The following is a 26,424-nucleotide window of genomic DNA, read 5'->3' on the forward strand; positions in this document are numbered from 1 at the left end:
CTTCGGATCGTACGCGCGGCCGCGGCGACGGGTCTCACGCGACCAGGCTCACGGGATCAGGATGGCCCGCCCGCGCACCCGGCCCGCGTCCAGGTCGTCGATGGCCGACTGGAAGTCGTCGAGCGCGTACTTCGCCGTGTGCAGCGTGACCGCGCCGCGGGCGGCGAGCACCATCAGCTCGCACAGGTCGTTGTACGAGCCGACGAGGTTGCCGACGATGTTGATCTCGCTGGAGATCACGTCGATCGTGGGCACGTCGATGTTCTCGCCGTATCCGACCACGTGGTAGTCGCCGGCCTCGCGCAGCATCCGCAGCCCCTCGGACGTCGCCCCGCCCTCGCCGACGAAGTCGACCACCACCTCGGCGCCGTGCCCGCCGGTCAGCGCGAGCACCGCGTCCACGTGCCCGCCGTCGGCCACGATGCCGTGGTCCGCGCCGATCTCGAGCGCGAGCTTGATCGCGTCGGCGTTGCGGTCCACGACGATCAGCTCGGCCGGGGTGAGCGCCTTGAGCACCTGGATGCCGATGTGCCCCAGGCCGCCGGCCCCGATCACCACGCACCGGTCGCGCGGGGTCAGACGCCGGGCCGCCTTCGCGGCGGCGTGGTACGCCGTCAGGCCCGCGTCGGCGAGCGCGGCGACGTCGGCGGGCTCCAGCGAGTCGTCGATCCGCACCACGCTGCGCGCCGAGGTGCGCAGGTACTCGGCGTACCCGCCGTTCGTGTCGATGCCGGGGAAGTCGCTGGTCTCGCAGTGCACGTCGTCGCCCGACCGGCACGCCCGGCACAGCCCGCAGGTGATCAGCGGGTGCACGATCACCTTGTCGCCCTCGGCGACGTTCGTCACCGCGCTGCCGACGGCGTGCACCCACCCCGCGTTCTCGTGCCCGATCGTGTACGGCAGCACCACCTGCGACTTCTCGGCCCACTGCCCCTCGAGGATGTGCAGGTCGGTGCGGCAGACCCCCGCCCCGCCGATCTTCACGACGACGTCGAACGGCCCGCGGGGCTCGGGGACCGCGACCTCGGTCAGCTCCAGGTCCTGGTGGTAGCCGACCACCTGGACGGCGCGCATCGTGCTCATGGGGTGTGCTCCTTCAGGGGGGACTGGTCCTTCTCGGACCCGGGGTAGCGGGTGCGCAGCAGCCCGCGGCAGAAGTGGGCGTTGCCGTCCACGGAGATACGCGTGGACCGGGCCCGGCGCAGCGCGAGGGGCACCTGCTCGGGCGCGTAGCCGACGCCGTCGTGGTCCACCAGCACCAGCGCGTCGGCGGCGTTGGACAGCCCGACCGCCGCGCGCCGGCGCAGCAGCGCCGCCGTCGTGGCGTCGCCGGGGAGGTCCCAGAGGTGGATCCCGGCCAGCTCGGCCTCCGGCAGGTCCGGGCGCTCGCGGAGCAGCGCGGTCAGCGCGCGCTCCATCGCCGCCGTGTGGGCCTTGCGGCGGAACGTCTCGCGCAGCTCGTCGAGGTCCTCCTCCGCCTCGTGCCGGAACGTGCCCCGGTACCCGGCGTCGGCGGCCAGGCCCGCGTTGATGATCGCCGAGTCGTGGTGGTCGTCGAGCTCGACGACCACGTGGGTCACGCCGGGCAGCGCGGCCAGGGCGTCCTTGCTGTCCGAGGCCATGAGGTAGGCGAAGTTCGGCGAGCAGAACGACGTCGGCAGGCGCAGGTGCACCTCGACGCGGCCGCCGTCGAGCGCGACCGAGCGCACGAACCCGAGGTCCGTGACCGGCTGGTCGAGCTCGGGGTCCAGGACGGCGTCCAGCGCACGGCGTACGTCGGCCTCGGTCGGGGCGGGGGCGTGGGTCAGCGTGCTCATCGCGCCGCCGCCAGGTCTGCGCGTCCGGGCTCCCGCGGGCCGACGGCGGGCTCGCCGGCGTCGGGCAGCCGCAGCTCCTCCGGCACCTCGATGCCGTACATCTTCGCGGCGTTCAGGCCCAGGATCTTCTTCTTCTGCGCCGTCGTGATCGGGCCGTACTCCGCCGACATGTCGTCCGGGATCTGGAAGTCCACGAATGCCTCGACCAGCCAGCGCGGCGTCCACAGCGCGTAGTCGGACGAGAACTGGATGCGGTCCTCGCCCACCCAGTACAGGAGCTCGCCCATGATCTGCGCGAAGTAGCGCGGCCGCGTGTGGATGAACGGCATCGCCACGGCCAGGCCGCCGTGCACGTTCGGCTCCTGCGTGGCGATCCAGCAGAAGTCCTCCAGCCGCGGCAGGCCCACGTGCTCGACGACGAAGTTCAGGTCCGTGAAGTCGGAGGCCACGTGGTCGATGTCGGCCACGTCGAACGCGTCGCGGTCCAGCGGCCGGATGGTGGGGCCCTTGTGCACGTGGATGTTGGTGATGCCCAGCTCGCGGCACGCCTCGAAGTACCGGTACGCCCACGGGTCGCTGAGCTTGTAGCCGCGCGACTCGCCGTGCCACTCCGCCGTGTAGAGCTTCACGCCCTTCAGGTTCATCCGCTCGGCGTCGGCCCGCAGCCGGTCGAGGCCCGCCTCGCCGTTGCGCGGGTCGAAGTGGTGGTTGTACGTGAGCCGCTCCGGGTTCGCCCGGGCGAGCGCGAACGCCTCCTCGGTCTGCCCGAACCCGTTGACGTAGAACTCGCCCAGGTGCGCCGGCTGGAAGATCGCGTGGTCCACGTAGCCGTGCTCGAACACGTCCCGCATCAGGCGCTCGCCGCCCTGGTAGAGGTACTCCTCGTAGGGCCACTTCTCCGAGTCCGGCGACAGGTTCGAGTGGTAGTCGTAGAAGCAGTCGATGAACTGCTTGCCGTGGATGTTGCGCTGGTTCTCCGGCCGCGCGTCCCACAGGGCGATGTGCGCGTCGACGATGAAGTAGCGCTCGCCGTCCTTGGTGTACATCTGGTCCTCCGTCCCTCGGTGTCGTCGTCGACACCGGCTCCGCCGAACGTACGTCCGGCCCGGACGGCCGGGCAGGGGTCCGGTGTCTCAATCTGAGACGACGTCGCCAGGCGGGCCCGGCGGGCGCGGCTGTACCGTGGGCGGCACGCCAGAACGGACCGACGGAGGCTCGGATGCGCGAGGGGCACCTGCCCGAGCGGGCACGCCTGCACGACGCACCCGTCGTGTCCGTGCCGCAGCGCCTGCTCGACTCCTGGCAGCGCAGCGAGGAGTACGGCGTCCCGCTGGAGGACGTCGAGCCCGTGTTCACCGGCACCTACGACGACGAGTCGCTGTTCTACCGGTGCGGCCAGGAGGTGCTGACCAACCTGCACCGCACCCTCGTCGACGAGCCGGTCAGCCTGATGCTCACCGACGCCGACGGCCTGGTGCTCAACCGGCTCAGCGGCGACAGCTCCCTGCTGCGCGCCCTGGACGCCGTGCACCTGGCGCCCGGCTTCTCGTACGCGGAGCGCGAGGCCGGCACCAACGGGCTCGGGCTGGCGCTCGCCGACCGCGCGCCCACCGTGGTGCGCGCCGAGCAGCACTACGCGCTGAGCCTGTGCACCTACACGTGCGCCGCCGCGCCCGTGCTCGACCCGCTCACCGGGCGGGTTGAGGGCGCCGTCAACCTCACCACCTGGTCGGACACGTCGAACGACCTGCTGCTGGCGCTCGCGCAGTCGGCGGCCGGGACGACGGCGGCCCTCATGCTCGCCCGGTCCCGCGGGCAGCACCCGCGGCCGCAGCCGCGCGGCGAGGTGTTCCGCATCGAGAAGCCCCGGCTGGAGCCGGGCGCCGGCACCCTGGACGGCCTGTCCGCGCCGTGGGCCGATGCGCTCGCGCGGCCGAGCTCGGGCGTGGCCGAGGGGCGGGTCGTCGCGGCGGTCGGCGAGCCCGGTTCGGGCCGGGCCACGCTGCTCGCCCAGGCCCAGCGGTCGGTCCGGCCGGGGGACCGGATCCTGGCGGCCCGGGCGCCCGCGCCGCAGGACATCGACGCCTGGCTCGACCTCTGGACCCCCGAGCTCGACAAGCCGTACACCGCCGTCATCCTCCGCGGGGTCGAGTCCCTGCCCCTGTGGGCCGCCGAGCGGCTGCGCGACCTGGTGCTCGCCGCCCGCGCGCAGGGCGGCGACGACGCGGCCCGGCGCGTCGGGTTCGCGATCACCGCCGAGAGCTTCGAGGGCATCCCCGCGCCGCTGGCCTCCCTGGTCGGGTCCGTGGTCGAGGTGCCGCCGCTGCGCGACCGGCCCGACGACGTGCTCCCGCTGGCCCGCCAGGTCGCGCGCCGGCTGCGCGGCCACGAGATCACGTTCACCCGCGCCGCCGAGCGCGCGCTCGGCAACCACCCGTGGCCGGGCAACGTGCGCGGGCTGGCCGACGCCGTCCGCTTCGCGGCGGCCCGGTCCGACGTCGTCGACGTGGCGCACCTGCCGCCCGGCATCCTGTCCGGGACCTCGCGCCGGCTGTCACGGATCGAGGCGTTCGAGCGGGACGAGATCGTGCGCGTGCTCAGCCGGCACGGCACGTCGATGCAGGCTGCCGCGGACGAGCTCGGCATGAGCCGGGCGACGGTGTACCGGAAGGTCGCGCAGTACGGGATCCAGGTGCCGCGGGGTTAGCCGGCACGCGTGTTGCCCCGAGCCCGCTACTCTGTCCGCGGCCTGGTCAGGGCCCATTTTCAGACGGAGATCAACAATGCAGAACGACCAGCTGGTCGCACCGGGCGCAGCCGACGTCATCTCGTCCTATCTCACGTGCGAGGTGGCCACCGTCTCGCGGTCCGGCACCCCGGTCGCGTGGCCGGTCTCGGGCGTGTGGCGGCCCGACGCCGGGACGTTCGTGCTGTCGACGTCGATCGGGTTCGCGCAGAAGGCCCTCAACGTGCGGCGGGACCCGCGGGTCGCCGTGCTCTTCTCGGACCCCACGGGCAGCGGCCTCGACCAGGCGGGGCAGGTGCTGCTTCAGGGTGAGGCCGAGTGCCCGGACGAGGTCGTGACCTCGTTCGCGCGCAACGCCGACCTGTGGCGGCGGATCGCGGCGGCACAGCCGTCGTCGCGCACCCTGTCGACCGGCGGGCTCGCCCGCCGGCTGCTCGACGTCTACTACATGCGGCTCATCATCACGGTGACGCCCGCCGCCGTCACGACGCGGGAGCCGCTGGCGGACGCCGTCCGGCCGCTCTCGGTCCCGGCGATGCCGGGCCTGCCCGCGCCGTTCGCCAAGGAGCTGGGCGACTTCACGAGCGGGGTCCTGGCCCGGCTGGACGACGCCGGTCTGCCGACCCTCGACCGGGTGGTCCCCGAGGCCGTCGACGGCGGCCTGCTGGTGCCCGGCACCGACGCACGACCGGGTCCCGCGAGCCTGCTGTTCCACCGCCACGACGAGCTGCTGGCCGGGAACCGGAGCCTCGTCGTGCTGGGCGAGCTCGCCGAGAGCCCGCGGGGTCTGGTGTTCCGTCCGGAGCGGGTCGTGGACGGGGTGCGGACCGCGGGCCTGCTGACGCCGTTCCGGTTCGTGCGGGGCCTGCGCGCCCGGGCCGCGGCCTACCTCGCGAAGCGGGGGCTGGAGCGTCCGCAGGTGGCCTGGGAGGAGCTCGACGCGATCCACGCGAGCCTGGACGCGGAGCGGAGCTGATCGTTGCCCCGGCGGGGGAGTCAGTCCTCGCGCCGGGGCTTGGAGGAGCGCAGCCGCTTGGTGTCCGACCGCTGCTTCTTGGCGGTCAGGCGCCGCTCCTGCGAGCCCCGGGTGGCCCGCGTGGCGCGGCGGGCCTTCGGGCCGGGCGCCAGCGCGTCGGCGACGAGCGCGGCCAGGCGCATGGCGGCGGCGTCGCGGTTGCGGCGCTGCTCCCGGTTCTCCGAGGCGACGACGGTCAGGACGCCGTCCACGAGCCTGCCCGCCAGCCGCTCGGTGAGCCGGGCGCGCTGGGTGTCGCTCAGGAGGGCGGACCGGCCGACGTCCCAGGACAGCTCCACGCGGGAGTCCGTCGTGTTGACGCCCTGGCCGCCCGGTCCGGAGGCGCGGGAGAACCGCTCGGTGAGCTCGGCCCGGGGGATCGTCAGGGCTGGGGTGACGGGCAGGCCGGGGCGGACGGGGGAGGGCATGGGGCTATGGTCCCGCACCGGCCCGTCACTCGTCGTCGGCCAGCCGCAGCGGTCCGACCGCGACCCGCGCCAGCTCGCCGATCGCGGCGTCGACCCGGGGCAGGTGCCGCTCCGGCCGGGCCGCGCGGGTCAGCACCACGACGCCGACCGGGTGCTCGTGTGGGAAGCGGACCACCGCCGCCTCGTGCCGCAGACGGCCGAGGGTCCCGGTCTTGCCGAGCAGCAGGACGTCGTCGTGCGGGAACCCGCTGCCTATCCGGTGCCGCCACGCCTGGTGGGCCAGCGCGTCGCGCACGGTGTCGTGGGTCGGGCCCGGGCGCGACCACAGCAGGCGCAGCACCTGCCCGAGCTGCGCCGCCGTCGCCGCGCTCGCCAGGGCCGGGTCGTACTGGGAGGTCTCGGCGGCGCGGTCGGGGTCGGCGAGCACGCGCTGGGCGGCGGCCCAGCCGTCGGTCCCGGTGTCCCGCAGGACGGCGCGCGTCTCCTCGGCGGACCCCTGCCGGACCAGGGTCGCCGGGAGGCCGAGCCGGGTCAGGTGCGCGTGCGCCCGGTCGCGGCCCACCAGGTCCAGGACGGCGTCACCGCACGCGTTGTCGGACACGGCGAGCATCAGCCGGACGGCGTCGCGCGTGCTCAGGGTGACGTCGTCGAGCAGCATCGCCACGCCCGTGGGGCCGGGCATCCGGTTCGGTGCGGCGAGGCGGACCGGCTGGTCCGCCGCGAGCCGGCCCTCGGCGACGAGGTCCGCCCAGACCAGGGCGAGCGGCAGCTTGTAGAGGGAGGCGACCGCGACCGGCTCGGTGTCGGCCAGCGACGTCGTCCCGGCCGGGCCGGTCAGCCGGGTCGCGTGGACGTGGGCCGTGACGCCGGCGTCACGGGCGATGTCCCGGAGGGTCGCGACGGTGTCCGGGATGGTGGGTGTCATCCCAGGCCCGCTGCGATCGCCGCGGCCACCGCGTCATGGTCCACCTCGGGCCGACGCCGCGTGACGTGCGGCAGCACGACGCGCAGCCGGAGCGGCGGGCATCCTGGCTCGGCCGCGCCGTCCACCACGGGGACCAGCCCCACCGCCGTCCCCGCCGCGACCAGTGCTCGGCGCTGGGCGGCGTCCCGCGCCTCGACGACGGCGCCGCTGTGCCCGGCTCGCCGCAGCGCGTCCACGAGCTGGTCGTGCGCCGGAGGCTGGTGGTGCCGCGGCGGGACGGCGACGGGGAGGGTGATGTGCCCCAGAGAGGTGCTGTCTGCGCCGACCAGCCGCGTCGGCACCACCAGCACCTCGCCCGCCGTCAGGCCGTCGTGCACCCCAGGATGCCGCACCACACCGACGTCGAGCAGCCCGTCCCGCAGCAGGTCGACCAGCTCGACGCTGCCCGCGACGGTCGGCGCCACGGCCGTCCCACCGGCGGCGAGGTCGCGCAGGAGCCCTGGCACGGCGTCCTCCAGGTCGGCGGCGATGCCGAGGCGCACCTGCTCGGGGAGGGCGAGGTCGCGGGCGGCGGACACGAGGTCGTCGGCGGCGTCGAGCAGGTCGCGCGCGGCGGGCAGCAGCTGCTGCCCGGCGGCGGTGATGCGCACGCCGCGCGCGTCCCGGTCGAACAGGCGCACGCCGAGGTGCCGCTCCAGGCGGCGGATGCCCTGCGACAGGGGCGGCTGCGTCATGCCGAGGTCGGCGGCGGCGTCGCCGAAGTGGCGCACGTCGGCGACGGCGCGGAAGAAGCCCAGGTGCCGCAGCAGGTCCACCTCGGGAGGGTAACCGCCCGCCATATCGGGAACGACCCGGGCCGGGTCCTCATGACTCTTTGACCCTCCCGACGGCGTCCGTCCAGGGTGTGCGCCATGACGACACCCACCTCCCCGACGCGGGGCCTCAGCCGCCGTGCCCTCATGACCAGTGCCGGCACCGCAGCCCTCGGCGTGCTCGGCGGCGTCGCCGGAACCCACGCGCTGGCGGCGGACGCCGCCCCGGCGTCCGGGACCCGGCCGGCCGCCGCGCCGAGCGGCTTCGCCTCGTTCGCCTGGCTCGGCACCTCGGGCTGGAAGATCCGGACGCCGGCCACGACCGTCCTGCTCGACCCGTACGTGACGCGGTTCGACACCGGGCTCGCCGCGGGCAAGTTCGCCGCGACCGCCAGGCTGCGGGTCGACGCCGCCGCCCTCGACCGCGCGCTGGGCAGGGCCGGCACGGCGGACGGCGCCGTCGACTCGATCCTGGTGACCCACACCCACTGGGACCACTTCGCCGACGTGCCGCACCTGGCCCGCACCCGCGACGCCATGGTGTTCACCACGCTGACCGGCTACCACCTGGCCCTGGCCATGGGGGTGCCGCAGGGGCAGCTCGCCGTGGTGCGCGGCGGCGAGGAGATGCACCTGGGCGACCTCGTGGTGCGGGTCGTGCCGTCGCTGCACAGCCGGACCGCGACCGGCGCGCTCCTGTTCCCCGGCATCCGCACGCAGAAGCCGGCCCGGCCGCGGACGATCGCCGACCTGCCCGAGGGCGACACCCTGTCCTACCTGCTGCGGTCGCCGCAGGGGCGGTCCGTGCTGCTGCTCGGTGGCAGCGACTACGACGACCAGGCGCTGCGAGGCCTGCGCGTCGACACGGTGGCGCTGCCCGTGCCGAGCACCGACGTGACCGCCGGCTACGCGGAACGGCTCCTGAGCGTGCTGGACCAGCCCGAGCAGGTGGTCCTGGTGCACTGGGACGACTTCGAGACGCCGCTGGCCGACCCGCCGCAGGCCAGCGACGCCACTCGCACCCGGATGCGCGACCTCACCGAGGAGATCCGCCGGCTCTCGCCGCGCACGCGGGTCGTCGAGCCGGAGTACGGGACGTCGCTGGACCTCCTGTGACCGGGCAGCCGGAGTCTTGGTGCTGCGGCGGTCAGGTGGGGTGGGGCCAGGAGAGGTCGGGCCGGCTTGATCGGGCGCGGGCTCGGCCGGGCGTCCGGTTGGCTGGCCGGTTGAGCGGTTGATGGGCCAGATGCGATTGCTGCGTCGGGCGTGGTTGGCGAGGCGGCGGGCTCGGTCGGTAGGGGATCGCGCCGTGGGCCGGGGTGGTCCGGCAGCCGATCGAGTAGCGGCTGCGGGGGACGCGTCCGGGTGCGGGACCGGTCATGCCGACGGCCGGGGTCCAGGGTGGGGTCGCGGTCCGGTCGCGGGTTGGGGTCGCGTCCTGACCACGGTTGGCCTCGTTGGCCTCGTTGGCCGTCGAGGGGTCGCGGTCGGCGGGCGCACTGGTGCCGCGGACCACCTCGATGAAACGACCGGCGTCGCCACTCCTGGCGGGTGTCGGCGGCGTAGGCGCGACCGAGACGTAGGTGTGCCCCGTCGGGGTGACCGTCTCGACGGCATGGAGGCCGTTGAGGTGAGTGGCCTTCTGTGCCCAGCCCGGTGCCTGCTTCGCGTGATTGCACCGGGCACACAGGCCCTGACCGTTGTCGAGACTGGTCGGGCCGCCCTCGGCGTGTGGCGTGACGTGGTCCGCGTGTCGGATCGGGGCGTCGCACCAGGTGGTGGCGCAGATGCCTTGCTCTCGGGCCCGCAGCAGGCTTGCCAGGCCCTGAGGGTGGAACCGCGACGTCGACGTCGTGGCCAGAAGGCGACCATGCGGGTTGACGTAGATCGAGCGCAGCCACGCCGTGTCCGTGTCGATCGCGTGCGCGGCAAGGTTCCGGGCGACCGGGGCCGGCACGACGCCCGCACCTACCGGTGCGCCCTCGACCACGACGGCGGGCTGGTTGCCGCCCGCGAGGAGAGTGTCGTCCGAGACCAGGAGGTTGATCGTGACCGGGACATCGTTCGCGTGGCCGGGTTCACGGGTGGTGACGCGTTCGATGAGGGTGTCGGCCATGATCTGACCCACCCCACGCTCGTCACCCGTGGCCTTCGTGGCGTCGGCGGTTGCCTTGAGCTGGGCGTAGGCCTGCACGCCCTGCGCCATCGGGACCAGGGCGGTCAGGTAGACCATCAGGTCGGGTGCTGGGCGGATCGAGACCCGCCGCTCCGTCACGGCCTTCGCGTTGCGCTTCACGCAGGCGTGCACGTCGAGCTGGGCGGCGAGTTCCTTGATCCGGGCGATCAGCCGCTTCGTGCTCATCCGGGTCAGTTCGGTCAGGTGTGCGGGTCCGCAGATCTCCTCGTCGATGAGGGCGCGGTGTTCCAGTGACAGGTGGGAGGTCTCGCGGACCAGGAGGGTGGCACGCCACTGGGACAGCACTCCGGCCTGCAGTGCGGCGAAGGTGTGGGGCATCTGGGTGACCCAGACCCGGGAGGTGGATACGAACCCGGCACCCGCGTGCGGGCTCACTCGAAGGGCGGCACCGACCTGGTTGGGGACACCCCGCCCGCGCCGCTCGGCGCGGATGCTCTGCCGGGCCTCGTCCGCGCGGGTGGCCTCGTCCAGCGCCACCGTCAGCCGCGCCTGGGTAGCGGTGATCGCGTTCTTCACGGCCTCGAGTTCACCGAGCAGGTCCACCCACTCCGCCTGCACCACACGAGGCACACCGGCAGGAGTGTCAGTGGCTCCGGGCAAGATCATCTCTGCCAGGGCCAGCCGTACCGCCCGCACGCCCGCCACGTCGACGGCCCCGCCAGGCGCGGACGCACCGGCGACATCGGACGCACCCGACTGCTCGGCACCGCCAGTCAGCGCCGACCCGGCAGGCCGCCTCGCCCCGTTCCCGGGCAGCACCGATCGAGCAGGCTGCTCGCCTGCTCGTCCTGGCACTCCACCGGTTCGCGTCATGCCATCAACATATGGCACACACGTACGCACCGCTCGTTGAATCGGCCCGATCCGCCGATGGCAGAATCAGGCTGCTCGCCCTGTGGACAAGCCCTGAAGCGCGCCAATGCGAGGTAAGGGCGCACCAGCCCCAGCGACGGCACCGGGACAGCGCCAGCACCAGCGACCGCACCACCACCCCAACCGCCGCCGCCCCCTACCACGACCCTCCCGAGCCCAACTCCCTAGATCCCCGCCGACCCGTCGATCGCCTCCCGGATCAGGTCCGCATGCCCCAGGTGCCGGGCGTACTCCTGCACCAGATGCAGCAGGATCCACCGCAGCGTCGCCCGCTCGCCGTCCCAGAACGGCTCCTGGGCGATCGCGTCGAGCTCCGCCTCGGCGACGACCCGCTCCGTGACCCGCTGCGCCTCGTCGAGCCAGGTCAGCAGCTGTTCGGCCGAGTCGTCCACGGCGGTGGCGAAGGTCCAGTCGGTGCGCTCCCGCTGCGCCTCGTACTGGACGTACCAGGACGGCGTCTCGACCGTCCCCGCGAACGTCACGTTGACCCAGGCCGCCTCGATCACCGCGAGGTGCTTGAGCAGACCGCCGAGCGAGAGCGTGCTCGGCGCGTGCCGGTAGGCGAGCAGCTCGCTGCTCAGCCCCGAGCACTTCCAGCGCAGGGTGTCGCGCTGGAACGCGAGGATCCCGAGCAGGGTCTGCTTCTCGTCGGCGGTGAACGGGATGTCGAAACGGTCCGCGGGGTCGGTGATCGTCCTCATCCCGGAACCGTAGCCGCGCCGGGGTGGCGCCGACGCCGCGAGCACCCAGACTGGGACCCATGGCGACGACGAGCGCGGGCCTCCTGCCCTTCCGGCGGCTGCCCGACGGCGGCCTCGAGGTGCTGCTCGGCCACATGGGCGGGCCGTTCTGGGCCCGCAAGGACGCCGGTGCGTGGACGGTCCTCAAGGGTGAGCTCGAACCCGGCGAGGAGCCCCACGCCGCAGCATTGCGCGAGGCGGCCGAGGAGCTCGGGCTGGACCTGCCGGCGCCGTCGGCCCCCGACGTCGACCTGGGCGAGGTGCGGCAGCGGTCCGGCAAGGTGGTGCTCGCGTGGGCGCGCGAGTGGCCGCGGCCTGGGCCCGACCTGGCCCGGATCAGCAGCAACACGGTCGAGATCGAGTGGCCGCCGCGTTCGGGCGAGCGGATCGAGGTTCCCGAGATCGACCGCGTCGCCTGGTTCGCACCCGACGACGCGCGGCGCGTCGTCGTCAGCGCCCAGGCCGCCTTCGTCGACCGGCTCGCGGAGCACCTCGCCGGCTGACGCACGGGCCGGGGAACGACCGAGGCGGGCCCCGTTCCGGGACCCGCCTCGGTTCAGCTCACCCCAGGATCAGGGCTCGATCGTCGGCACGAAGTTGTCCAGCAGGAACTGGCCCTCCTCGCCCGGGGGCAGCTCGCCCATGAACCGGCTGACCACGCCGGTCTCCTCGGACTGGACGAAGACCTGGAAGTCGATCGTCTCGACGCCCGGGGCACCCCAGTGGTCGGTCTGCGCGGCCGTGAGAACGGCCTCCGAGGCGCCGTCGATGTCGATGTACGAGGCGTACCACCCGAGCTCGTTCAGCTCCTCGGGGTCGGGCATCTCCTGGTCGATGAAGGGCGACTGCATCAGGACCCGCCAGTGCAGGTCGCCGAACTCGTCCGAGTAGATGGTCTCCGGCGACTCCCACTCGTGGCCGGCGCCGCCGTCGCCCACGATCGCGCGACCGGTCCAGTCGGCGGGGAGCTTGTAGCCGACGCCGTCCGTCTCGGTGGACTGCCAGGTGTCGGTGGCGCCGTCGGTGGGCTCGCCCAGCTCGATCGGGATGCCGATCGGGTCGCAGCCGGGCGGGTCCGCCACGTGGCTCGGCGCGTGCTTGGCGACGGCGGAGCACGCCACCTGTGCGGGGGCGGCGACGGCGGCCGTCGTCGCCCCCGCCGTGAGGCCGACGACGAGGCCGGCCGTCAGGACGATGGAACGTGCCTTCTCGTGTGTGTGTCTCATACCTCCTACGACGCAGCGGCCGGGTGAAAGGTTGTGCCTCCCGGAAAACAATCCGAGAGATGTTTACGCAGGTCGGACGGCGTTTCAGCGCTTCACGGCGGTGAGGAACTGGTCGGGCCGCAGGGCCCGGGAGACGATCCGGGTGTCGCCGATCGAGCCGTAGAAGCCCTGCCCGAACTTCCCGCCGCCCTGGGTGCCGCCGAGGGCGAACGGCTTGCCGACCGTGGAGATGCCGCGCGACTCCAGGGAGGCGTTGCGCGCGATCTTCGAGCCGTCCACGTACATCGTGGTGTGCCGGCCGTCGTTGACGATCGCGATGTGCGTCCAGCGGCCGACCGGGAGCGCGTGGCTCCAGGAGGTCGGGTCGTCGTCGACCGGCACCGGGTAGACGACGAACTGCAGGAACCGCTCGCCCGTGACGTTCAGGCTGCACGGTGCGTCGTCCTCGGACCATCCACCCTGCTTGCCGGCGTCGCCCGCGCGGCCCTCCCAGCTCAGGACGCCCATCCAGGAGTGGTCGCCCTCGAAGGGCTCCGGGAGCTTGAGGAAGGTCTCGATCGTGTAGCCCGACTCGAACTTCATCGTGTTGACCGGAGCGTCCGGCCCGGTGTGCAGCACGGCGCCCCGGTCGGGCCCCTTGCCGCCGTCGAACCGCAGGCTCGCGTGGGCCGGCTGGTCGTCGTGGTGCTCGGCGGACCAGGTGAGGGCGGCCGGGGTGCTGGCGTGCAGGAGCGTCGAGGTGAGGTCGTTGCCGTTCCCGCTCAGGTCGCGGGCCACGGTGCCGGGCGCCACGGGGGCGCCGTCCGACCCCGCCGCGCCCAGGCCCGCCTCGTCGAACCGCCAGTACGCGACGGTCCCGCGCGGCATCACGGCCGACGGCGGACGCGGCGCCGGCAGGACCGGGGGCGCGAACGCGGCGAACCGCTCGTCGAAGTCGATCTCGACGGTGAACCGGTCCACGTCGCCGCTCAGCTCGACGTGCTCCGCCTCCAGCGGCGTCGGCTCGTCCTTGGCGAGCAGCCAGGGCGAGAAGGTCTCGACGTCGACCACGCCGCGCGCCAGGTCGAACGCGTAGTAGCGCACCATGCCGGCGCCGCCGTAGTAGCGGTCCTGGTAGTTGGTGATGTGCAGGTGCACCGGGTGGCCGGCGTCGTTGGTCAGGGTGGTGCGGCCGGACGGCCAGTAGTGCCCGCCGAGCGCGAGGAAGATCTGGTCGTTGCCCTTGATGAGGCGGTCCCAGAGGCGCTGCCCGTTGTCGGAGAGGTGGGCCGCGCCGTCGTCCTCGGCCCAGACCAGGTCGTGCGTGGTCAGGATCGCGGGCAGCTCGGCGTGGTCGTCCAGCACGCCCTGCGTCCAGGCCAGCCCGGCGTCGGACAGGCGCCAGTCCAGGGCCAGGACCAGCCACTCCCGGCCGCCGCCGCGCACCACGTGGTAGCTGTTGTAGCCGTCGGGGGAGGCGCCGCCGTAGGTCTCCATCCGGGAGAAGCGCTGCGGCCCGAACGTGCGCAGGTACGGCGAGTCGCCGCGCTGGTCGTCGCCGCTGACGTCGTGGTTGCCGGCCAGCACGCTGTACGGGAGGCGGCCGGCGGCCTCGAACGCGCGGCTCGCGGCGCGCATCTCGGTGGCCGTGCCGTGCTCGGTCACGTCGCCGAGCTGGGTCATGAACACGATGTTGTCCTGGGCCTGCTCGCGCACCAGGTGGCGCAGCGTAGCCCGCACCGGCTCGGCGTCGGAGCCGCCGTCGTCCAGCAGGTACTGCGTGTCGGGCAGGACGGCGATGGTGAACCGCGCGGCGGCGGCGTCCGGCCGGCCGGCCTGGGGCGTGGCGGACAGCGGCGCGGCGGACGCCGACGTCGTGCCCGCCGCGGCGGAGGCCGCGGAGATGATCGGTACGGCCGCTGCCGCCTGGAGCAGGGAGCGGCGCGAGAGCTTGTTTTCCACGTCGGCATCGTGGCCGGGCAGGCTGGCGCAGGGGTGACGCGGGGCCGAACGGCGGCTGACGATTCGCCCCCGGGTGACCGGCGCGGTTCGGCAAGCGGGGCGTGCACCCCGGTGCGACGATCGGACGACGGGGGGCTCGTCCGTCCGGAAGGCTGAAGATCACCATGACGACGTTCACTGTCTGGAAGTTCGACGATCCCGACGGCGCCCAGGCGGCGGCCGCCAACCTCAAGCAGGCGGCGTCGGAGGGCCTGATCACCGTGCTCGACCACGCCGTGGTGGCCTGGCCCGAGGGACAGGCGACCCCGACCACCAAGCAGGCGCACGAGAACGAGTGGCGCGGCACCGGGTGGGGCGCGTTCTGGGGGCTGCTCCTCGGCACCCTGTTCTTCATGCCGGTCATCGGCGCCGCCGCCGGCGCGGCGATCGGCGCCCTGGCCAAGCACACCGAGGCCGTCGGCATCGACCGGAAACAGCTCGAGACCATCCGGGAACAGGTCACCGTCGGCACGTCCGCGCTGTTCGCGGTGACCCAGGACGGCGACCTCGACCGGGTGGGCGAGCGGTTCCACGGCATGCGCGGCAAGCTCGTCGCGACCAACCTCACCGACGCGGAACGGTCGACGCTGCTGGAGACGTTCGGGACCTGATATCTGTCGCGCCGTTACCGTCGCTGAAATGGCTCGGCCTGCATTATCTTCGGCTCGCTGAATTGTCCAGCCGGAACGGCCAGGAATGCGTTGACGCAACCAATTGTGCGCAGCGCAGAAGAACGAACGCCCCTCGCGGTGGTCCGCGAGGGGCGTTCGCCTGCTGGGGGAGGAGTACCAGCGACCGCTACCGGGTGACCCGGGCGGTGTTACGCCAGATCAGAGGCCCAGCAGGCACAGGATCTGCTCGAGGGTCAGACCCAGGTTGTCGAGCAGGTTCGAGATGATGTCGACGAGGCTCATGTGAGCGAATGCCTTTCATGAAATGGGGATCACGGGACGATTCCCGTGAGTCGAACGGTGTTCGCGTTACATACGTTAAGTACACGACACGGACAGTGCAACGTGAATGGGGATATTAGTGTTTAAAGCGCGGGATCATTAGCGTTGTGCTAAAGGGTCTGTGCCGGAAGTGCCCGGTCTGGCCGTAGGCTGACCGCCGTGCCGCTCTCCCTCTGGCTCGCCCTGGTCGGTGCGGGCGTCCTGATCTCCCTCACGCCCGGCGCGGGCGCGATCAACACCATGTCGAACGCCATGACGTCCGGCTGGGCGCGGTCGATCTGGGGGATCCTCGGGCAGCAGGCGGCGCTGCTCGTGCACCTCGTGATCGTCGCCGCGGGGGTCGGCGTGCTCGTCGCGGGCACGCCCTGGCTCTTCGACACCATCCGGTACGCCGGCGCCGCCTACCTGGTCTACCTCGGCGTGCGCCAGTTCCTGGCCAGGACCGGTCCGGGTGCGGACGCCGACGGCGGCGTGCGGCTGCCCGAGCCCGCCGGGTCGATGTTCCGGCGCGGGCTCCTGGTGAACCTCATGAACCCGAAGGCCGTCGTGTTCTTCCTCGCGTTCGTCCCGCAGTTCGTCCAGCCGGACCGCCCGCTGCTCGGCCAGTACGCGGTGCTCGCCGCGACCGTGGTGGTCATCGACGTCGTCGTCATGTGGTTCTTCTTCGCGACGACGGCGCGCGGGCTCGGCCGCCTGACGTCGGGGGAGAAGGGGTCGCGGGTCGTCAACCGGGTGTTCGGCAGCCTGTTCGTGGGGGTCGGGGCGCTGCTCGCGGTCATGCACTGACCGGCGGGGAGCCCCGGTCTACCGCACCACCGCCGCCACCGCGCTGACCTCGATCAGCGCGCCCGGCACCCCGAGCCCCGCGACTCGCGCACCGAGCACCAGCGGCGGCTCCTCCGACGCGAGCACCGGCGCGATCGCACCGTAGGCCGCGGCGAGGTCGACGCCGTCGACGAAGAGGACGGTCCACTGCACGACGTCGGCGAAGGTCGCGCCGGCGGCGGCGAGCGCGACGCCCGCGTTCTCCAGGGCGCGGGCGGCCTGGGCCGCCACGTCGTCGGCGCCGACGAGCGTGCCGTCGGCGTCGACGGAGTTCTGCCCGCCGACGTAGATGGTGGTGGCGCCGGGCGGGACCACGGCGACGTGGCTGAAGGCGGGGCTGTGGACCAGCCCCTCGGGTCGAAGACGCTGTATCTGTTCCATGTCCCGATGCTTCCACTGGACACTGACACTCGACGTGGCAGGGTTCCAGGCATGACCGCCGATGCCCACGACGCTCCGGGTACGGAGAGCGGCATGTACGAGGAACGGCATCCCGACTCCCCGGACGTCGAGTGTGTGTGGCAGGCCCGCGCCACCCGCGACGAGCGCTACCTCACGCCCGCGGTCGAGTACTGGGACCTGTGGTTCGCCCGGCAGCCGGACGGCGAGCAGGCCGCCGGCCTGGCCGGTCCGGCCCTGGGGCACCGCTGGATCAGCTCGACCGTCGGCGAGCACAGCTGGGGCGTGCAGCTCAAGGCGCACGTCGTGGTGCCCGGCGTGAGCAAGCGGCTGCTGCTGGGCGGGGAGCAGCGGCTGACCGTCGAGGACCGGCACGTCACGATCGGGCGGCACCGGGTCGCCTTCCCGGAGTACGACGAGCTCGAGGCGTTCGTCGACCAGCTGCTCGAGCTCGGTCTCCTGCACTCGGACGACGTCGTGCGGCGGATGCTGTCCGGGGAGAACACCGGGTACTCGGAGCGGCACCGGCAGCGGCGGGTGCGGGCCGCCACCGGCCTGACGGGCAAGCAGATCGCACAGCTCGCCCGCGCCCGGGAGGCCTTCGAGCTGCTGCTGCGCGGCGTGCCTCCCGCCGAGTGCGCGGCGCGGTGCGGCTTCGCCGACCAGGCCCACCTGACCCGGTCGCTGAGCGCCTTCCACGGGCAGACGCCCGCCCGCGTCCTGGCCGGCCGATGACGGCGGAAATCTTCAAGCCCGGGACCCGCGGGCGCTGCTGGACTGGGGTTTCGCAACCCCACCGGTCACAAGGAGCACGATGCCCATCCCCGCGGCCCCCGAGGGCTACGCCACGGTCAACCCGTTCATCATCACGCGCGACGCCGAGGAGCTGATGCGGTTCGTCGTCGAGGTCTTCGGGGGCTCGGAGCGGCCCGAGGCCCGCACGGTCGACGACGACGGACTGCTGCTCCAGGGCGAGGTGGTCCTCGGCACGACGACCGTGATGCTGGCCGAGCGCAAGCCCGGCTGGCCGTTCACGCCGAGCCTGCTGCAGGTCTACGTGGACGACCTCGAGGCGACCCTCGAGCGCGCGCTCTCCCGTGGCGCCCGGCTCGTCACGCGTCCCACGGACTTCTTCGGCACGACGTTCGCCCGCGTCCAGGACCCGAGCGCGAACCTCTGGTGGGTGTGGCAGCACGGCGAGGCGGTCTGGGACCGGCCGGCCGCGCCCGACGAGCAGGACCAGCAGGACCAGCCCGACGAGAGCTGGGACGTGGCCTCGCCCGAGCTCACCTACATCCACGACACCCTGCTGGAGGCGATGTCGACCCTGCGGGACCCGGCGAGCTGAGGTCAGCGCACGATCACCCCCAGGGCGTGCCGGGCCTGCGCCTCGAGGACGCCGATGCCGTCGGACGACAGCACCGACTCCAGGTGGCCCTGCACCGAGGCCACGCCCGGGCCGCGCAGCGCGGTGAGCACGCCGTCGTCGTCGGCCGACGGCTCCAGGGCGAGCCGGGCCACGGGGTTGTCGGCGTCGGCGGCGTCGACGGTGGTCAGCCGCGCGCCGAAGGTGTTGTAGTAGCCGACGGCGGCGGTGGTGCCGAACACGTCGGCGGCCAGCCGCACGCCCTGGCGCGGCGCGGCCAGCGGGCACAGCGGGAAGCCGGCCAGCCCCGCGAGCACCTGGTGGCTCAGGCAGACCGCGAGCAGCGGGCGGCCCGCGGTGACCCGTTCGTGGATCCGGCGCGTGATGGCGGCGATGCGCGGGTCGTCCTGGTCGCGGGGGTCGCCGGGTCCCGGGCCGAGGACGACGAGGTCGTCCGTGAGCACGTCGTCGACGGCGTCCCACCGCACCACGCGGGCGTTCATGCCGAGGTGGTTCAGCTGGTGGGCCAGCATGGTCGTGAACTGGTCCTCGTGGTCGATCACGAGCACGTCCTGCCCGGTCAGCGGCGAGGGCTCGGGGGCCGCGACGGGGGCGGCGTCCTGCGGCCGGACCCAGAACTCCGCGAGCTGGGCGTTGCGGACGGCCAGCGCCTCGGCGACGCCCTCCTGCGCGTTCAGGTCGACGACGGCGTCCGGCGCCGCGCCGCGCGGGACCAGCCCGAGCGAGGCGAGCACGCCCGCCGCCTTCGCCCGGGTCTCGGCGACCTCGTGCTCGGGGACGGAGTGCCGCACCAGGGTCGCGCCGGCGGGCACGGACACGCGGCCGCCGTCGTGCAGGTACGCGGTGCGGATGAGGATGGGGGCGTCGAGCGAGTAGCCGGCCGGGCCGGCCTCGCCGGCCACGCCGTCGGCAGGCTCGAAGAGCGCGAGGAACCCCGAGTAGTAGCCGCGCGGCCGCGTCTCGTGGCGGGCGATGACCGTGCAGGCGTTCTCCATGGGCGACCCGGTCACGGTGGGCGCGAACATCGTCAGGCGCAGCGCGTCGCGCGGGTCGACGGTGGTGCGGCCCTCCAGCAGGTACTCCGTGTGGCTGAGCCGGGCCATCTGCTTGAGGTACGGGCCCACGATGCGCCCGCCGTCCGGGCAGAGCGCGCTCATCATCTTCATCTCCTCGTCGACCACCATGAAGAGCTCCTCGTTCTCCTTGGTGTCGCGCAGGAAGTCCAGCACCCCCTCGCGCGTGGGGCCCGACGCCGGGTGCCGGTAGGTGCCGCTGATCGGGTTCATCCGGGCGACGCCGTCGTGCAGGGTCAGGTGCCGCTCGGGCGTGGCGCCCGCCAGGGACACGGCGGAGCCGGGCCCCGGGACGTGCACCGCGAACGTCCAGTACGAGCCGACCTCGTGCGTGAGCAGCGCCCGGAACCACGAGGTCAGCGTGGGCACGGGCGCCGCGTCCGTGCGGGCCTCGAAGCTGCGCATCACCACGAAGTTGGCGCCGGCGCCCTGTCCGATCTCGTCGTCGATCACGCGGCGCACGATGCCCGCGTACTCGTCGTCGGGGGTGTCGAAGCCGAGGGGCTCGGCGGCCACCGGCTCGGGCGGCAGCACGGCGAGCGCGTCCGACAGCGGGACCCGCTCCGTTTCGCGAACCACGAGGCAGCGCAGGGGAGCGCCGTCGTCGCGCACGGTGAAGCCGCGCTCGCGGGCCTGGCGGTAGGGGACGACGGCGAGCACCGGCGCGCCGTCGAGCGGGATGTCGCGCAGCAGGTCCGCGTCGACGACGTCGCCGGTCAGCACCTCGACCTCGGTGCCGCCGTGGCGGCGCAGGAGCGCGAAGGGGAGCGAGCCGTCGGAGGCCAGGACCCGGTCCAGGAGCGGGTGCCGGCCGGTCGAGCCAGGGTGGAAGGACATGTGGAGCCTCTCGGTTCGGGGTGCTCGCCCTCGACCGGGAGTCTCGTGGAAAAACACGAAACGACCGCCTCGGGCGAGGCGGTCGTGGACGTGTGAGTGGATGCGTCGCGAGCCCGCCTAGTCGGCGGGCCACCAGTCCAGGCAGATGCGGGGCGACGTCATGGCGGGAACGTTAGCCGGGTACGGGCGGGGTGTCCACAGGGACGTGCGGCCACGTCACGGCCAGTAGGGTCCGTTCGTGAACGATCACCTGCTGATGGACGCGGTCACCTACCTCGCCGGCGGGCGGCGCATCCTCGACGGGGTCTCCCTGCGGGTCGGCCCCGGCCAGCGCACGGGGATCATCGGGGAGAACGGGACCGGCAAGTCCACCGCGCTGAAGCTGCTGGCGGGGGTGATCGACCCGCACTCCGGGCGGGTCGAGCGGCCGGCCGACGTCGGGTACCTGGCGCAGGAGCTGCCCTTCGAACCGGACGCGACCCTCGGTGAGGTGGTCGCGGACGCGCTGCGCACGGTGCGCGAGACGCTCGAACGTCTCGACGCCGCCGCCGAGCACCTGGCCGGCGTCCCGGCCGACGACCCCGGCCACGCGGCCGCGTCCGAGGCCTACGCCGAGCGGCTCGCCGAGGCGCAGCGGGTCGACGCGTGGGCGGCGGACCGCCGCGCGGCGCGGGTGCTGCGCTCGCTCACGCTCGACACGGTCCCCGCCGACCGGCCCCTGCGCACGCTCTCCGGCGGCCAGCGCGGCCGGCTGGCGCTCGCCGCGCTGCTCCTGCGGCAGCCCGCCGCGCTCGTGCTCGACGAGCCGACCAACCACCTCGACGAGGCCGCCGTCGCGTTCCTCGAGGAGCAGCTGCGCGTGTTCCCGGGCGTCCTCGTGCTCGCCAGCCACGACCGCGCCCTCCTCGACGCCGTCTGCACGGGCCTGGTCGATCTCGACCCCGCCGCAGCCGGTCCGGTCGCGTTCGGCGGCGGGTACTCGGCGTACATCGGGCACAAGCGAGCGGCCCGGCAGCGCTGGGAGCAGCGCCATCGCGAGGAGCAGGAGGAGATCTACCGCCTGGCCCGCATCGTCGTCGACACCGACCCCGCCCTCGCGCCGGCCCGGGACCGCCGCGACTCGGAGAAGATGGGCTACGGCCACCGGGCCGGCCGGGTGCAGAACCAGGTCGCGCGGCGGGTGCGGGACGCGCGGCGGCGGCTCGAGGACGCCGTGCTCCGGCAGGTCGCGGCACCACCACCGCCCCTGCGCCTGACCGCGCCGGACGTCGCCCTGCCGGCGTCCGACGGGCCGCTCGTCGAGCTGTCCGACATCGAGGTTCCCGGCCGGCTCCGCGTCCCGCGGCTCACTGTGGAAGCGGGGGAGAAGCTGCTGATCACCGGCCCCAACGGTGCCGGGAAGTCCACCCTGCTCGGCGTCATCGCCGGTGAGGTGGAGTTCGCCGGGCACCTCCGCCGGGACCCGGACGCAGCGGTGTCGTACCTCGCCCAGGACACCGTGTTCGAGCGCCCCGACCGGTCGGCCGAGCAGATCTATCTCGACACGGTCGGGGAGCACGCCGCCGAGCGGGTGCCGCTGACGGCGCTCGGGCTGCTGACGCCCCGCGAGGCCGGCGTGCCCGTCGGCGAGCTTTCCGTCGGCCAGCGCCGCCGCCTGGCGCTCGCGCTCCTCTTCGCCCGCCCGCCGCACCTGCTGCTCCTGGACGAGCCGACCAACCACCTGTCCCCGACGCTCGTCGACGAGCTGGAGGACGCCTTCGCGCGGGCGCCCGGTGCGATCGTCGTCGCGGGTCACGACCGGCTGATGCGCTCGAGGTGGCAGGGGCGCGTCTTCGCGCTGGACGGCCCTGGCGGACCTGCTGAAGCTGCCGGCCCGCGACCGTCGGATCGTCCAGGCGGCTCCGCCGAACTCCCCATTCCGGCGGGGTGACGGCCGACCCTACGGTCATGGACCATGATCACCGTCGATCGGCACCGGACCCGCGCCACCCGCGCGTCGCGGTCGTCCCGCAGCAGCACACCGGCACGCACCCTGCTCGCACTCGGGGGCGCGGCGACGCTGCTCGCCCTCTCGGCGTGCGGCGCCGGAGGATCCGGGGACGGCGACGCCGCCACCGGCACCATCCAGTGGTGGACCTGGGACGACAAGCAGGCGGTGTCGTGGGGCAAGTGCGTCGAGCCGTTCGAGCAGGCCAACCCCGGTATCGAGGTCAAGGTGCAGCAGTACGCCTGGGACGACTACTGGACCAAGCTCACCGCGGGCTTCGTGGCCGGCAACGCCCCGGACACGTTCATGAACCACACGTCCAACTACCCCGAGTACGTGGACCAGGGCCAGCTCCTGCCGCTGGACGACCTGATCGAGGAGTCGGGCTACGACACGGGTCAGCTCGGGGTCGGCGTCGACACCTGGACGTACAGCGACGGCGCCACCTACGGCCTGCCGAAGGACTGGGCGACCGTCGGCTTCTTCTACGACAAGGACAAGATCGCCGACGCCGGCCTCACCGAGGACGACGTGCAGAACATGACCTGGAACCCCGACGACGGCGGCACGTTCGAGAAGGTGGTCGCGCGCCTGACCGTCGACGCGAACGGGGTGCGCGGCGACGAGCCGGGCTTCGACAAGGACGACGTGGCGACCTACGGCATCAACAGCCTCGGGTCCAACGGCATCAACGGGCAGGACACCTGGGCCAACTTCGCCTCGACCACCGGCTGGACGCTGGGCGACAAGGACAGCTTCCCCACCACGTTCCGGTACGAGGACGAGCGCTTCGTGAGGACGGCGAAGTACCTGCGCGGCCTCGGGGAGCGCGGCCTGTCACCGGTCGAGGGGCAGTCCACGCTCGGCCCGGCCGAGCAGCTCGGCACGGGCAGCGTCGCCATGGTCTCGGGCGGGTCCTGGTACGCGACGACGTTCTTCGCGCTCGACGGGGTCGACGTCGGGATCGCGCCCTCGGTGCTGAGCGAGGACGGCGAGCGCGCCGGGATGTCCAACTCGAACGCGGACTCGGTCTGGGCGGGCAGCAAGCACCCGGAGGCGGCGTTCAAGTGGATCGCCTACATGAACTCGCCCGAGTGCCAGGACGTCGCGGGCGCCGACGGCACCTTCTTCCCGTCGATCGACTCGTCCATGGAGAAGACCCAGGCCGCCCTGCTCGACCGGGGGATCGACATCGCCCCCTACACCCAGCAGTTCGTCGACGGGACGCTCTTCGAGACGCCGGTGTTCGCGGGCGGCCAGAAGATGGGCTCCGCGATCAGCCCGCTGATGGAGGGGTACTTCACCGGGCAGCGCGAGGACGACGTCTTCGCCGAGATGGATGCGCTCAGCCAGGAGATCCTCGCGGAGTAGTGCGGGGACAGGCCGGCCCGGACCACCGCGCGGTGGTCCGGGCCGGCCTGCCTCCGGGCGGCTAGCCCCGGACCGTCAGCCGCACGGTCGTCCAGTCGCGGGTGCCCTCGCCGTCCGTCGCGATCAGCCGGGCGGTGTAGCGCCCCGGCTCCTCGTAGACGTGACTGACGCTCGCGCCGTCCGCGGTGGTGCCGTCACCGAGGTCCCACTCGTAGGAGACGATCTCCCGCCCCTCGGGCGCCACGGCGGACCCGGACAGGTCGACCGAGCCGCCCGCCCGGACGCCCCCGCGCCCGGCCTCGGCCGTCACGACCGGGGCCGTGGCGTCGGCGACGCCGCGCCCGTGGAAGACGAGCCAGTCGAGACCGAGGTTCGCGCCGTCGGCCGGCTCCCGCTTGCTCTTGACCACGAGGTACAGCGTGGTCTCGCCCTGCTGGTCCGGCAGGTCGATCGTCGGCGAGACGACCTGCCCGGCGGCCGTGGCGGCGTCGACCTTGACCTGGCCGAGCTTGCGCCCGGTCGGGCTGCCGGTCCGCACCTCGACGGTCGCGCCGGCCGCGCCGCGGACGGCGCCGACCGTCAGGGCGTCGATGCCGCGCAGGTCGACCGGCCCGAACGCGATCCAGTCGCCGTGGTCGGCGTCGGTCACGAGCCGCCCGCCCCGGGCGTCGGCGCCGTCCGCCACGGTGACGCCGGAGCTGTCGGCGTAGAACTCGGCCTCCTTGTCGCGTACCTGTAGGTGGATGACGTCCTGGCCGGCCAGCGCGGGCACGCCGCCGGATCCGAGGTCCTCGTAGCCGGCACCGAGCACGGGGTAGACGTTCTGCCCGACGCCGTGGTCCGCCGGGTCGAGGAACACCGACCCGGAGCAGCCGGTGTAGTTGTCCAGCGGGTGCGCGTGGGTGTCGTGGCCCAGCTGGGTGTTCACCGTGACCAGCTCGCAGTCGATCGTGCCGGCCTCGGTGGAGCCGTCCTCGGGGTCGTCGACGTCGACGGCGTAGTCGACCGTGTCGCCCAGCTCGGCGAAGCCGCCGTGGAACGGAGCCCCGAAGGAGACGTCCGGCCGGGTGTTGCCGGCCGTGATCTTCTGCACGGAGACGCCGGTGAACCCCTCGCTGTCCGTGACCGTCAGGCGGGCGCTGAACTGCCCTCGCTCGGTGTAGGTGTGGGTGGGGTTCGGCTCGGTCGAGTCGACGGTGCCGTCGTTCTCGAAGTCCCACTCGTAGGTGATGTCGAGCCCGTCAGGGCTCTCGCTGGTGCCGCCGTCGAAGGCGACGGTCAGCGGCTCCGGCCCGGAGTCGACGTCGGCGGTGAACCGCGAGATCGGCCGGCGGCCGTCGGCCGCGTAGTCGATGCGGTAGATGCCCGCGTCGGTGTTGGTGCTCCCGCGGCCGGCGCCCCGGCCGAGGCCGAAGTCGATGATGTAGAGCGAGCCGTCGGGGCCGAACTCGGCCTCGAACGGGGCGACGAACGTCTCCCCCTCCAGGAACGGGTCGATCGAGGCGAGCTCACCCGTGGTCTCGTCGAGCGAGAGCACCTTGTAGAAGTTGCGGGCGTACTCGGACACGAACCAGTGCCCGTCAAAGCTCTCCGGGAACTTGGTCTTGACGTCCAGCTCCGGGTCGAACCGGTAGACCGGGCCGCCCATCGGGGCCGCGCCGCCGGAGCCCAGCTCCGGGAACTCCTCGGAGACCCCGTAGCCGTACCAGACGAGCGGCTCCTGCGACGGCGGGAGCTCGCGCAGGCCCGTGTTGTTGGGGGACTCGTTGACCGGGTTGGCGCAGTCGAACGGCTCGCCCGAGGCGCCCGTGGCGAAGTCGTAGTCGATGTACGGCTGGTTGTCGGCGTGGCAGTACGGCCAGCCGTGGTTGCCCGGCTCCGTCATCCGGATGAACTCGACCTGGCCCTCGGGGCCGCGCAGCGGGTCGGCCACGCGGGCGTCGGGCCCGTAGTCCCCGATCAGCACCGCCCCGGTGCCGGGGTCGACGGTGATCCGGAACGGGTTGCGGAAGCCCATGCCGTAGATCTCCGGGCGGGTGCCCTCGGTGCCCGGCGCGAACAGGTTGCCGTCCGGGACCGTGTACGTGCCGTCGTCCTGCGGGGTGATGCGCAGCACCTTGCCGCGCAGGTCGTTCGTGTTCGCGGACGTGCCCTGCGCGTCCCAGGCCCGGCGGCCCTCCCGCTCGTCGATCGGGGTGTAGCCCGCCTGGTCGAACGGGTCGGAGTTGTCGCCGGTCGCGACGTAGAGGTCGCCGTCGGGACCCATCGCGAGCGAGCCCGCCATGTGCGAGTTGGCGCGGCCCTCGCCCCGCCAGATGGTGAAGTCCAGCAGCCGCTTCTCGGAGGCCGGGTCGATGGTGTCGTCCGGTCCCATCGTGAACCGCGAGAGGTTCATCTTCGCGACGTCGGGGTCGCTCCAGAGCAGGTACAGCCACCCGTTCTCGGCGAAGTCGGGGTCCAGGGTCAGACCCAGCAGGCCGTCGGACTGCTGCAGCAGGTCCAGGGAGTAGTCGAGGTCCAGGGCCGTGGTCTGGCGCAGCGTCTCCTGGTCCAGCACCACCACCTGGCCGGTGCGCTGGATGTAGACGACGCGGCCGTCGTCGGCCACGTCGAGCTCGAACGGGTCGGCGAGACCCTCCGTGACCAGCGGGACCTTGTCGAACGTGGCGGCCTCGCCGTGGTCGGAGCCCGGATGGGCGGTGGCGGCTGTGGTGGCGGGGACCAGGGCCCCGAGCGCGACGACCAGACCGGTCGTCGCACCCAGGAACCGACGGCGTGCCCGGCGGTGCGGTGCGGACATCAACACTCCCTCGTGCTGGGTCGGATGGTGCGG

At 73.2% G+C, this 26,424-nt stretch carries 23 protein-coding genes; 10 read left to right on the top strand and 13 right to left on the bottom strand.

Features of this window, described 5'->3' with window-relative positions:
- Nucleotides 1-48: 48 nt before the first annotated feature.
- From H291_RS0107870 to H291_RS0107880, 3 genes are read right to left on the bottom strand one after another with little or no spacing between them, the layout of a single operon-like run.
- Nucleotides 49-1,083, bottom strand: a complete 1,035-nt coding sequence (locus tag H291_RS0107870; protein WP_020014438.1) for an NAD(P)-dependent alcohol dehydrogenase — start codon at nt 1,081-1,083, stop codon at nt 49-51.
- The gene (locus H291_RS0107875) at nt 1,080-1,817 is read right to left on the bottom strand and encodes an iron-sulfur cluster assembly protein (RefSeq protein ID WP_020014439.1); all 738 of its coding nucleotides are present in this window, start codon (nt 1,815-1,817) and stop codon (nt 1,080-1,082) included. The genes H291_RS0107870 and H291_RS0107875 overlap by 4 nt, the downstream gene beginning before the upstream one ends.
- Nucleotides 1,814-2,863 carry an amidohydrolase family protein gene (locus H291_RS0107880; RefSeq protein ID WP_020014440.1) on the bottom strand — a complete coding sequence of 350 codons (1,050 nt, stop codon included), beginning with the start codon at nt 2,861-2,863 and terminating at the stop codon, nt 1,814-1,816. Before H291_RS0107880 ends, H291_RS0107875 begins: the two co-directional genes overlap by 4 nt.
- Before the next feature lie 173 nt (nt 2,864-3,036).
- Here H291_RS0107880 and H291_RS0107885 point away from each other — a divergent pair, with 173 nt between their 5' ends.
- Both H291_RS0107885 and H291_RS0107890 read left to right on the top strand, forming a co-directional pair.
- Entirely contained in the window at nt 3,037-4,524 is a 1,488-nt protein-coding gene (locus H291_RS0107885; RefSeq protein ID WP_020014441.1) for a helix-turn-helix domain-containing protein, read from the top strand.
- A 76-nt stretch (nt 4,525-4,600) separates the two neighbouring features.
- Nucleotides 4,601-5,539, top strand: coding sequence for a pyridoxamine 5'-phosphate oxidase family protein (locus tag H291_RS0107890; RefSeq protein WP_020014442.1), 939 nt, complete (start codon nt 4,601-4,603; stop codon nt 5,537-5,539).
- Between the two features lie 20 nt (nt 5,540-5,559).
- Here H291_RS0107890 and arfB read toward each other — a convergent pair whose 3' ends face one another.
- The 3 genes from arfB to H291_RS0107905 are packed head-to-tail and all read right to left on the bottom strand — an operon-like array spanning nt 5,560 to nt 7,746.
- Nucleotides 5,560-6,006, bottom strand: coding sequence for an alternative ribosome rescue aminoacyl-tRNA hydrolase ArfB (gene arfB, locus H291_RS0107895; RefSeq protein ID WP_020014443.1), 447 nt, complete (start codon nt 6,004-6,006; stop codon nt 5,560-5,562).
- A gap of 25 nt (nt 6,007-6,031) precedes the next feature.
- On the bottom strand, nt 6,032-6,931 hold the full coding sequence (locus tag H291_RS0107900; protein ID WP_020014444.1) for a serine hydrolase: 900 nt from the start codon (nt 6,929-6,931) through the stop codon (nt 6,032-6,034).
- Nucleotides 6,928-7,746 (bottom strand): LysR family transcriptional regulator, encoded by an 819-nt coding sequence (locus tag H291_RS0107905; RefSeq protein ID WP_033326365.1) that lies wholly within the window; start codon nt 7,744-7,746, stop codon nt 6,928-6,930. The genes H291_RS0107900 and H291_RS0107905 overlap by 4 nt, the downstream gene beginning before the upstream one ends.
- A 96-nt stretch (nt 7,747-7,842) precedes the next feature.
- On the opposite strand from H291_RS0107905, the gene H291_RS0107910 reads away from it, so the two are divergent.
- The gene (locus H291_RS0107910; protein WP_026365520.1) at nt 7,843-8,859 is read left to right on the top strand and encodes an MBL fold metallo-hydrolase; all 1,017 of its coding nucleotides are present in this window, start codon (nt 7,843-7,845) and stop codon (nt 8,857-8,859) included.
- A gap of 31 nt (nt 8,860-8,890) precedes the next feature.
- Here the strand turns inward: H291_RS0107910 and H291_RS29130 are convergent, their stop codons facing one another.
- Nucleotides 8,891-10,546, bottom strand: a complete 1,656-nt coding sequence (locus H291_RS29130) for an HNH endonuclease (RefSeq protein WP_084468075.1) — start codon at nt 10,544-10,546, stop codon at nt 8,891-8,893.
- A 431-nt stretch (nt 10,547-10,977) separates the two neighbouring features.
- Nucleotides 10,978-11,514: a DinB family protein gene (locus tag H291_RS0107920; RefSeq protein ID WP_020014448.1), complete on the bottom strand. Its 537-nt coding sequence runs from the start codon at nt 11,512-11,514 to the stop codon at nt 10,978-10,980.
- Nucleotides 11,515-11,573: 59 nt separating this feature from the next.
- Between H291_RS0107920 and H291_RS0107925 the strand changes: the two genes are divergently transcribed.
- Complete coding sequence (locus H291_RS0107925; protein WP_020014449.1) at nt 11,574-12,056, top strand: NUDIX domain-containing protein; 483 nt, start codon at nt 11,574-11,576, stop codon at nt 12,054-12,056.
- A 69-nt stretch (nt 12,057-12,125) separates the two neighbouring features.
- Here H291_RS0107925 and H291_RS0107930 read toward each other — a convergent pair whose 3' ends face one another.
- Nucleotides 12,126-12,779, bottom strand: a complete 654-nt coding sequence (locus tag H291_RS0107930; protein WP_020014450.1) for a hypothetical protein — start codon at nt 12,777-12,779, stop codon at nt 12,126-12,128.
- An 84-nt stretch (nt 12,780-12,863) separates the two neighbouring features.
- Entirely contained in the window at nt 12,864-14,720 is a 1,857-nt protein-coding gene (locus tag H291_RS0107935; RefSeq protein WP_020014451.1) for a LamG-like jellyroll fold domain-containing protein, read from the bottom strand.
- Between the two features lie 164 nt (nt 14,721-14,884).
- Between H291_RS0107935 and H291_RS0107940 the strand changes: the two genes are divergently transcribed.
- Together H291_RS0107940 and H291_RS0107950 are read left to right on the top strand one after the other, a co-directional pair.
- The gene (locus H291_RS0107940; protein WP_020014452.1) at nt 14,885-15,370 is read left to right on the top strand and encodes a DUF1269 domain-containing protein; all 486 of its coding nucleotides are present in this window, start codon (nt 14,885-14,887) and stop codon (nt 15,368-15,370) included.
- 501 nt (nt 15,371-15,871) lie between these two features.
- Nucleotides 15,872-16,498 carry a LysE family transporter gene (locus tag H291_RS0107950; protein WP_020014453.1) on the top strand — a complete coding sequence of 209 codons (627 nt, stop codon included), beginning with the start codon at nt 15,872-15,874 and terminating at the stop codon, nt 16,496-16,498.
- Nucleotides 16,499-16,516: 18 nt separating this feature from the next.
- Here the strand turns inward: H291_RS0107950 and H291_RS0107955 are convergent, their stop codons facing one another.
- Nucleotides 16,517-16,918 (bottom strand): RidA family protein, encoded by a 402-nt coding sequence (locus tag H291_RS0107955; protein ID WP_026365522.1) that lies wholly within the window; start codon nt 16,916-16,918, stop codon nt 16,517-16,519.
- A gap of 51 nt (nt 16,919-16,969) precedes the next feature.
- Here H291_RS0107955 and H291_RS0107960 point away from each other — a divergent pair, with 51 nt between their 5' ends.
- A complete protein-coding gene (locus H291_RS0107960) occupies nt 16,970-17,671 on the top strand; it encodes an AraC family transcriptional regulator (RefSeq protein ID WP_020014455.1) in 702 nt (233 codons plus the stop codon).
- 79 nt (nt 17,672-17,750) lie between these two features.
- Entirely contained in the window at nt 17,751-18,284 is a 534-nt protein-coding gene (locus H291_RS0107965) for a VOC family protein (protein ID WP_020014456.1), read from the top strand.
- A gap of 2 nt (nt 18,285-18,286) precedes the next feature.
- Here H291_RS0107965 and H291_RS0107970 read toward each other — a convergent pair whose 3' ends face one another.
- Nucleotides 18,287-20,233, bottom strand: a complete 1,947-nt coding sequence (locus tag H291_RS0107970) for a chorismate-binding protein (RefSeq protein WP_020014457.1) — start codon at nt 20,231-20,233, stop codon at nt 18,287-18,289.
- Between the two features lie 238 nt (nt 20,234-20,471).
- On the opposite strand from H291_RS0107970, the gene H291_RS0107975 reads away from it, so the two are divergent.
- Nucleotides 20,472-22,163: an ABC-F family ATP-binding cassette domain-containing protein gene (locus H291_RS0107975; RefSeq protein WP_269637066.1), complete on the top strand. Its 1,692-nt coding sequence runs from the start codon at nt 20,472-20,474 to the stop codon at nt 22,161-22,163.
- 24 nt (nt 22,164-22,187) lie between these two features.
- Nucleotides 22,188-23,591, top strand: coding sequence for an ABC transporter substrate-binding protein (locus H291_RS0107980; RefSeq protein ID WP_020014459.1), 1,404 nt, complete (start codon nt 22,188-22,190; stop codon nt 23,589-23,591).
- A gap of 61 nt (nt 23,592-23,652) precedes the next feature.
- Here the strand turns inward: H291_RS0107980 and H291_RS0107985 are convergent, their stop codons facing one another.
- On the bottom strand, nt 23,653-26,391 hold the full coding sequence (locus H291_RS0107985; protein ID WP_020014460.1) for a PKD domain-containing protein: 2,739 nt from the start codon (nt 26,389-26,391) through the stop codon (nt 23,653-23,655).
- Between the last annotated feature and the right edge of the window lie 33 nt (nt 26,392-26,424).

The organism is Promicromonospora sukumoe 327MFSha3.1, from assembly GCF_000385135.1.
Lineage (GTDB): Bacteria > Actinomycetota > Actinomycetes > Actinomycetales > Cellulomonadaceae > Promicromonospora > Promicromonospora sukumoe_B.

Excerpts from the sequence above, each read along its gene's own strand:
- H291_RS0107870 (WP_020014438.1), bottom strand. The coding sequence starts at position 1,083 with ATGAGCACGATGCGCGCCGTCCAGGTGGTCGGCTACCACCAGGACCTG.
- H291_RS0107885 (WP_020014441.1), top strand. The coding sequence starts at position 3,037 with ATGCGCGAGGGGCACCTGCCCGAGCGGGCACGCCTGCACGACGCACCC.
- H291_RS29130 (WP_084468075.1), bottom strand. The coding sequence starts at position 10,546 with ATGATCTTGCCCGGAGCCACTGACACTCCTGCCGGTGTGCCTCGTGTG.
- H291_RS0107925 (WP_020014449.1), top strand. The coding sequence starts at position 11,574 with ATGGCGACGACGAGCGCGGGCCTCCTGCCCTTCCGGCGGCTGCCCGAC.
- H291_RS0107970 (WP_020014457.1), bottom strand. The coding sequence starts at position 20,233 with ATGTCCTTCCACCCTGGCTCGACCGGCCGGCACCCGCTCCTGGACCGG.
- H291_RS0107875 (WP_020014439.1), bottom strand. The coding sequence starts at position 1,817 with ATGAGCACGCTGACCCACGCCCCCGCCCCGACCGAGGCCGACGTACGC.
- H291_RS0107900 (WP_020014444.1), bottom strand. The coding sequence starts at position 6,931 with ATGACACCCACCATCCCGGACACCGTCGCGACCCTCCGGGACATCGCC.
- H291_RS0107910 (WP_026365520.1), top strand. The coding sequence starts at position 7,843 with ATGACGACACCCACCTCCCCGACGCGGGGCCTCAGCCGCCGTGCCCTC.
- H291_RS0107940 (WP_020014452.1), top strand. The coding sequence starts at position 14,885 with ATGACGACGTTCACTGTCTGGAAGTTCGACGATCCCGACGGCGCCCAG.
- arfB (WP_020014443.1), bottom strand. The coding sequence starts at position 6,006 with ATGCCCTCCCCCGTCCGCCCCGGCCTGCCCGTCACCCCAGCCCTGACG.
- H291_RS0107890 (WP_020014442.1), top strand. The coding sequence starts at position 4,601 with ATGCAGAACGACCAGCTGGTCGCACCGGGCGCAGCCGACGTCATCTCG.
- H291_RS0107965 (WP_020014456.1), top strand. The coding sequence starts at position 17,751 with ATGCCCATCCCCGCGGCCCCCGAGGGCTACGCCACGGTCAACCCGTTC.
- H291_RS0107880 (WP_020014440.1), bottom strand. The coding sequence starts at position 2,863 with ATGTACACCAAGGACGGCGAGCGCTACTTCATCGTCGACGCGCACATC.
- H291_RS0107985 (WP_020014460.1), bottom strand. The coding sequence starts at position 26,391 with ATGTCCGCACCGCACCGCCGGGCACGCCGTCGGTTCCTGGGTGCGACG.
- H291_RS0107960 (WP_020014455.1), top strand. The coding sequence starts at position 16,970 with ATGACCGCCGATGCCCACGACGCTCCGGGTACGGAGAGCGGCATGTAC.
- H291_RS0107980 (WP_020014459.1), top strand. The coding sequence starts at position 22,188 with ATGATCACCGTCGATCGGCACCGGACCCGCGCCACCCGCGCGTCGCGG.
- H291_RS0107955 (WP_026365522.1), bottom strand. The coding sequence starts at position 16,918 with ATGGAACAGATACAGCGTCTTCGACCCGAGGGGCTGGTCCACAGCCCC.
- H291_RS0107930 (WP_020014450.1), bottom strand. The coding sequence starts at position 12,779 with ATGAGACACACACACGAGAAGGCACGTTCCATCGTCCTGACGGCCGGC.
- H291_RS0107920 (WP_020014448.1), bottom strand. The coding sequence starts at position 11,514 with ATGAGGACGATCACCGACCCCGCGGACCGTTTCGACATCCCGTTCACC.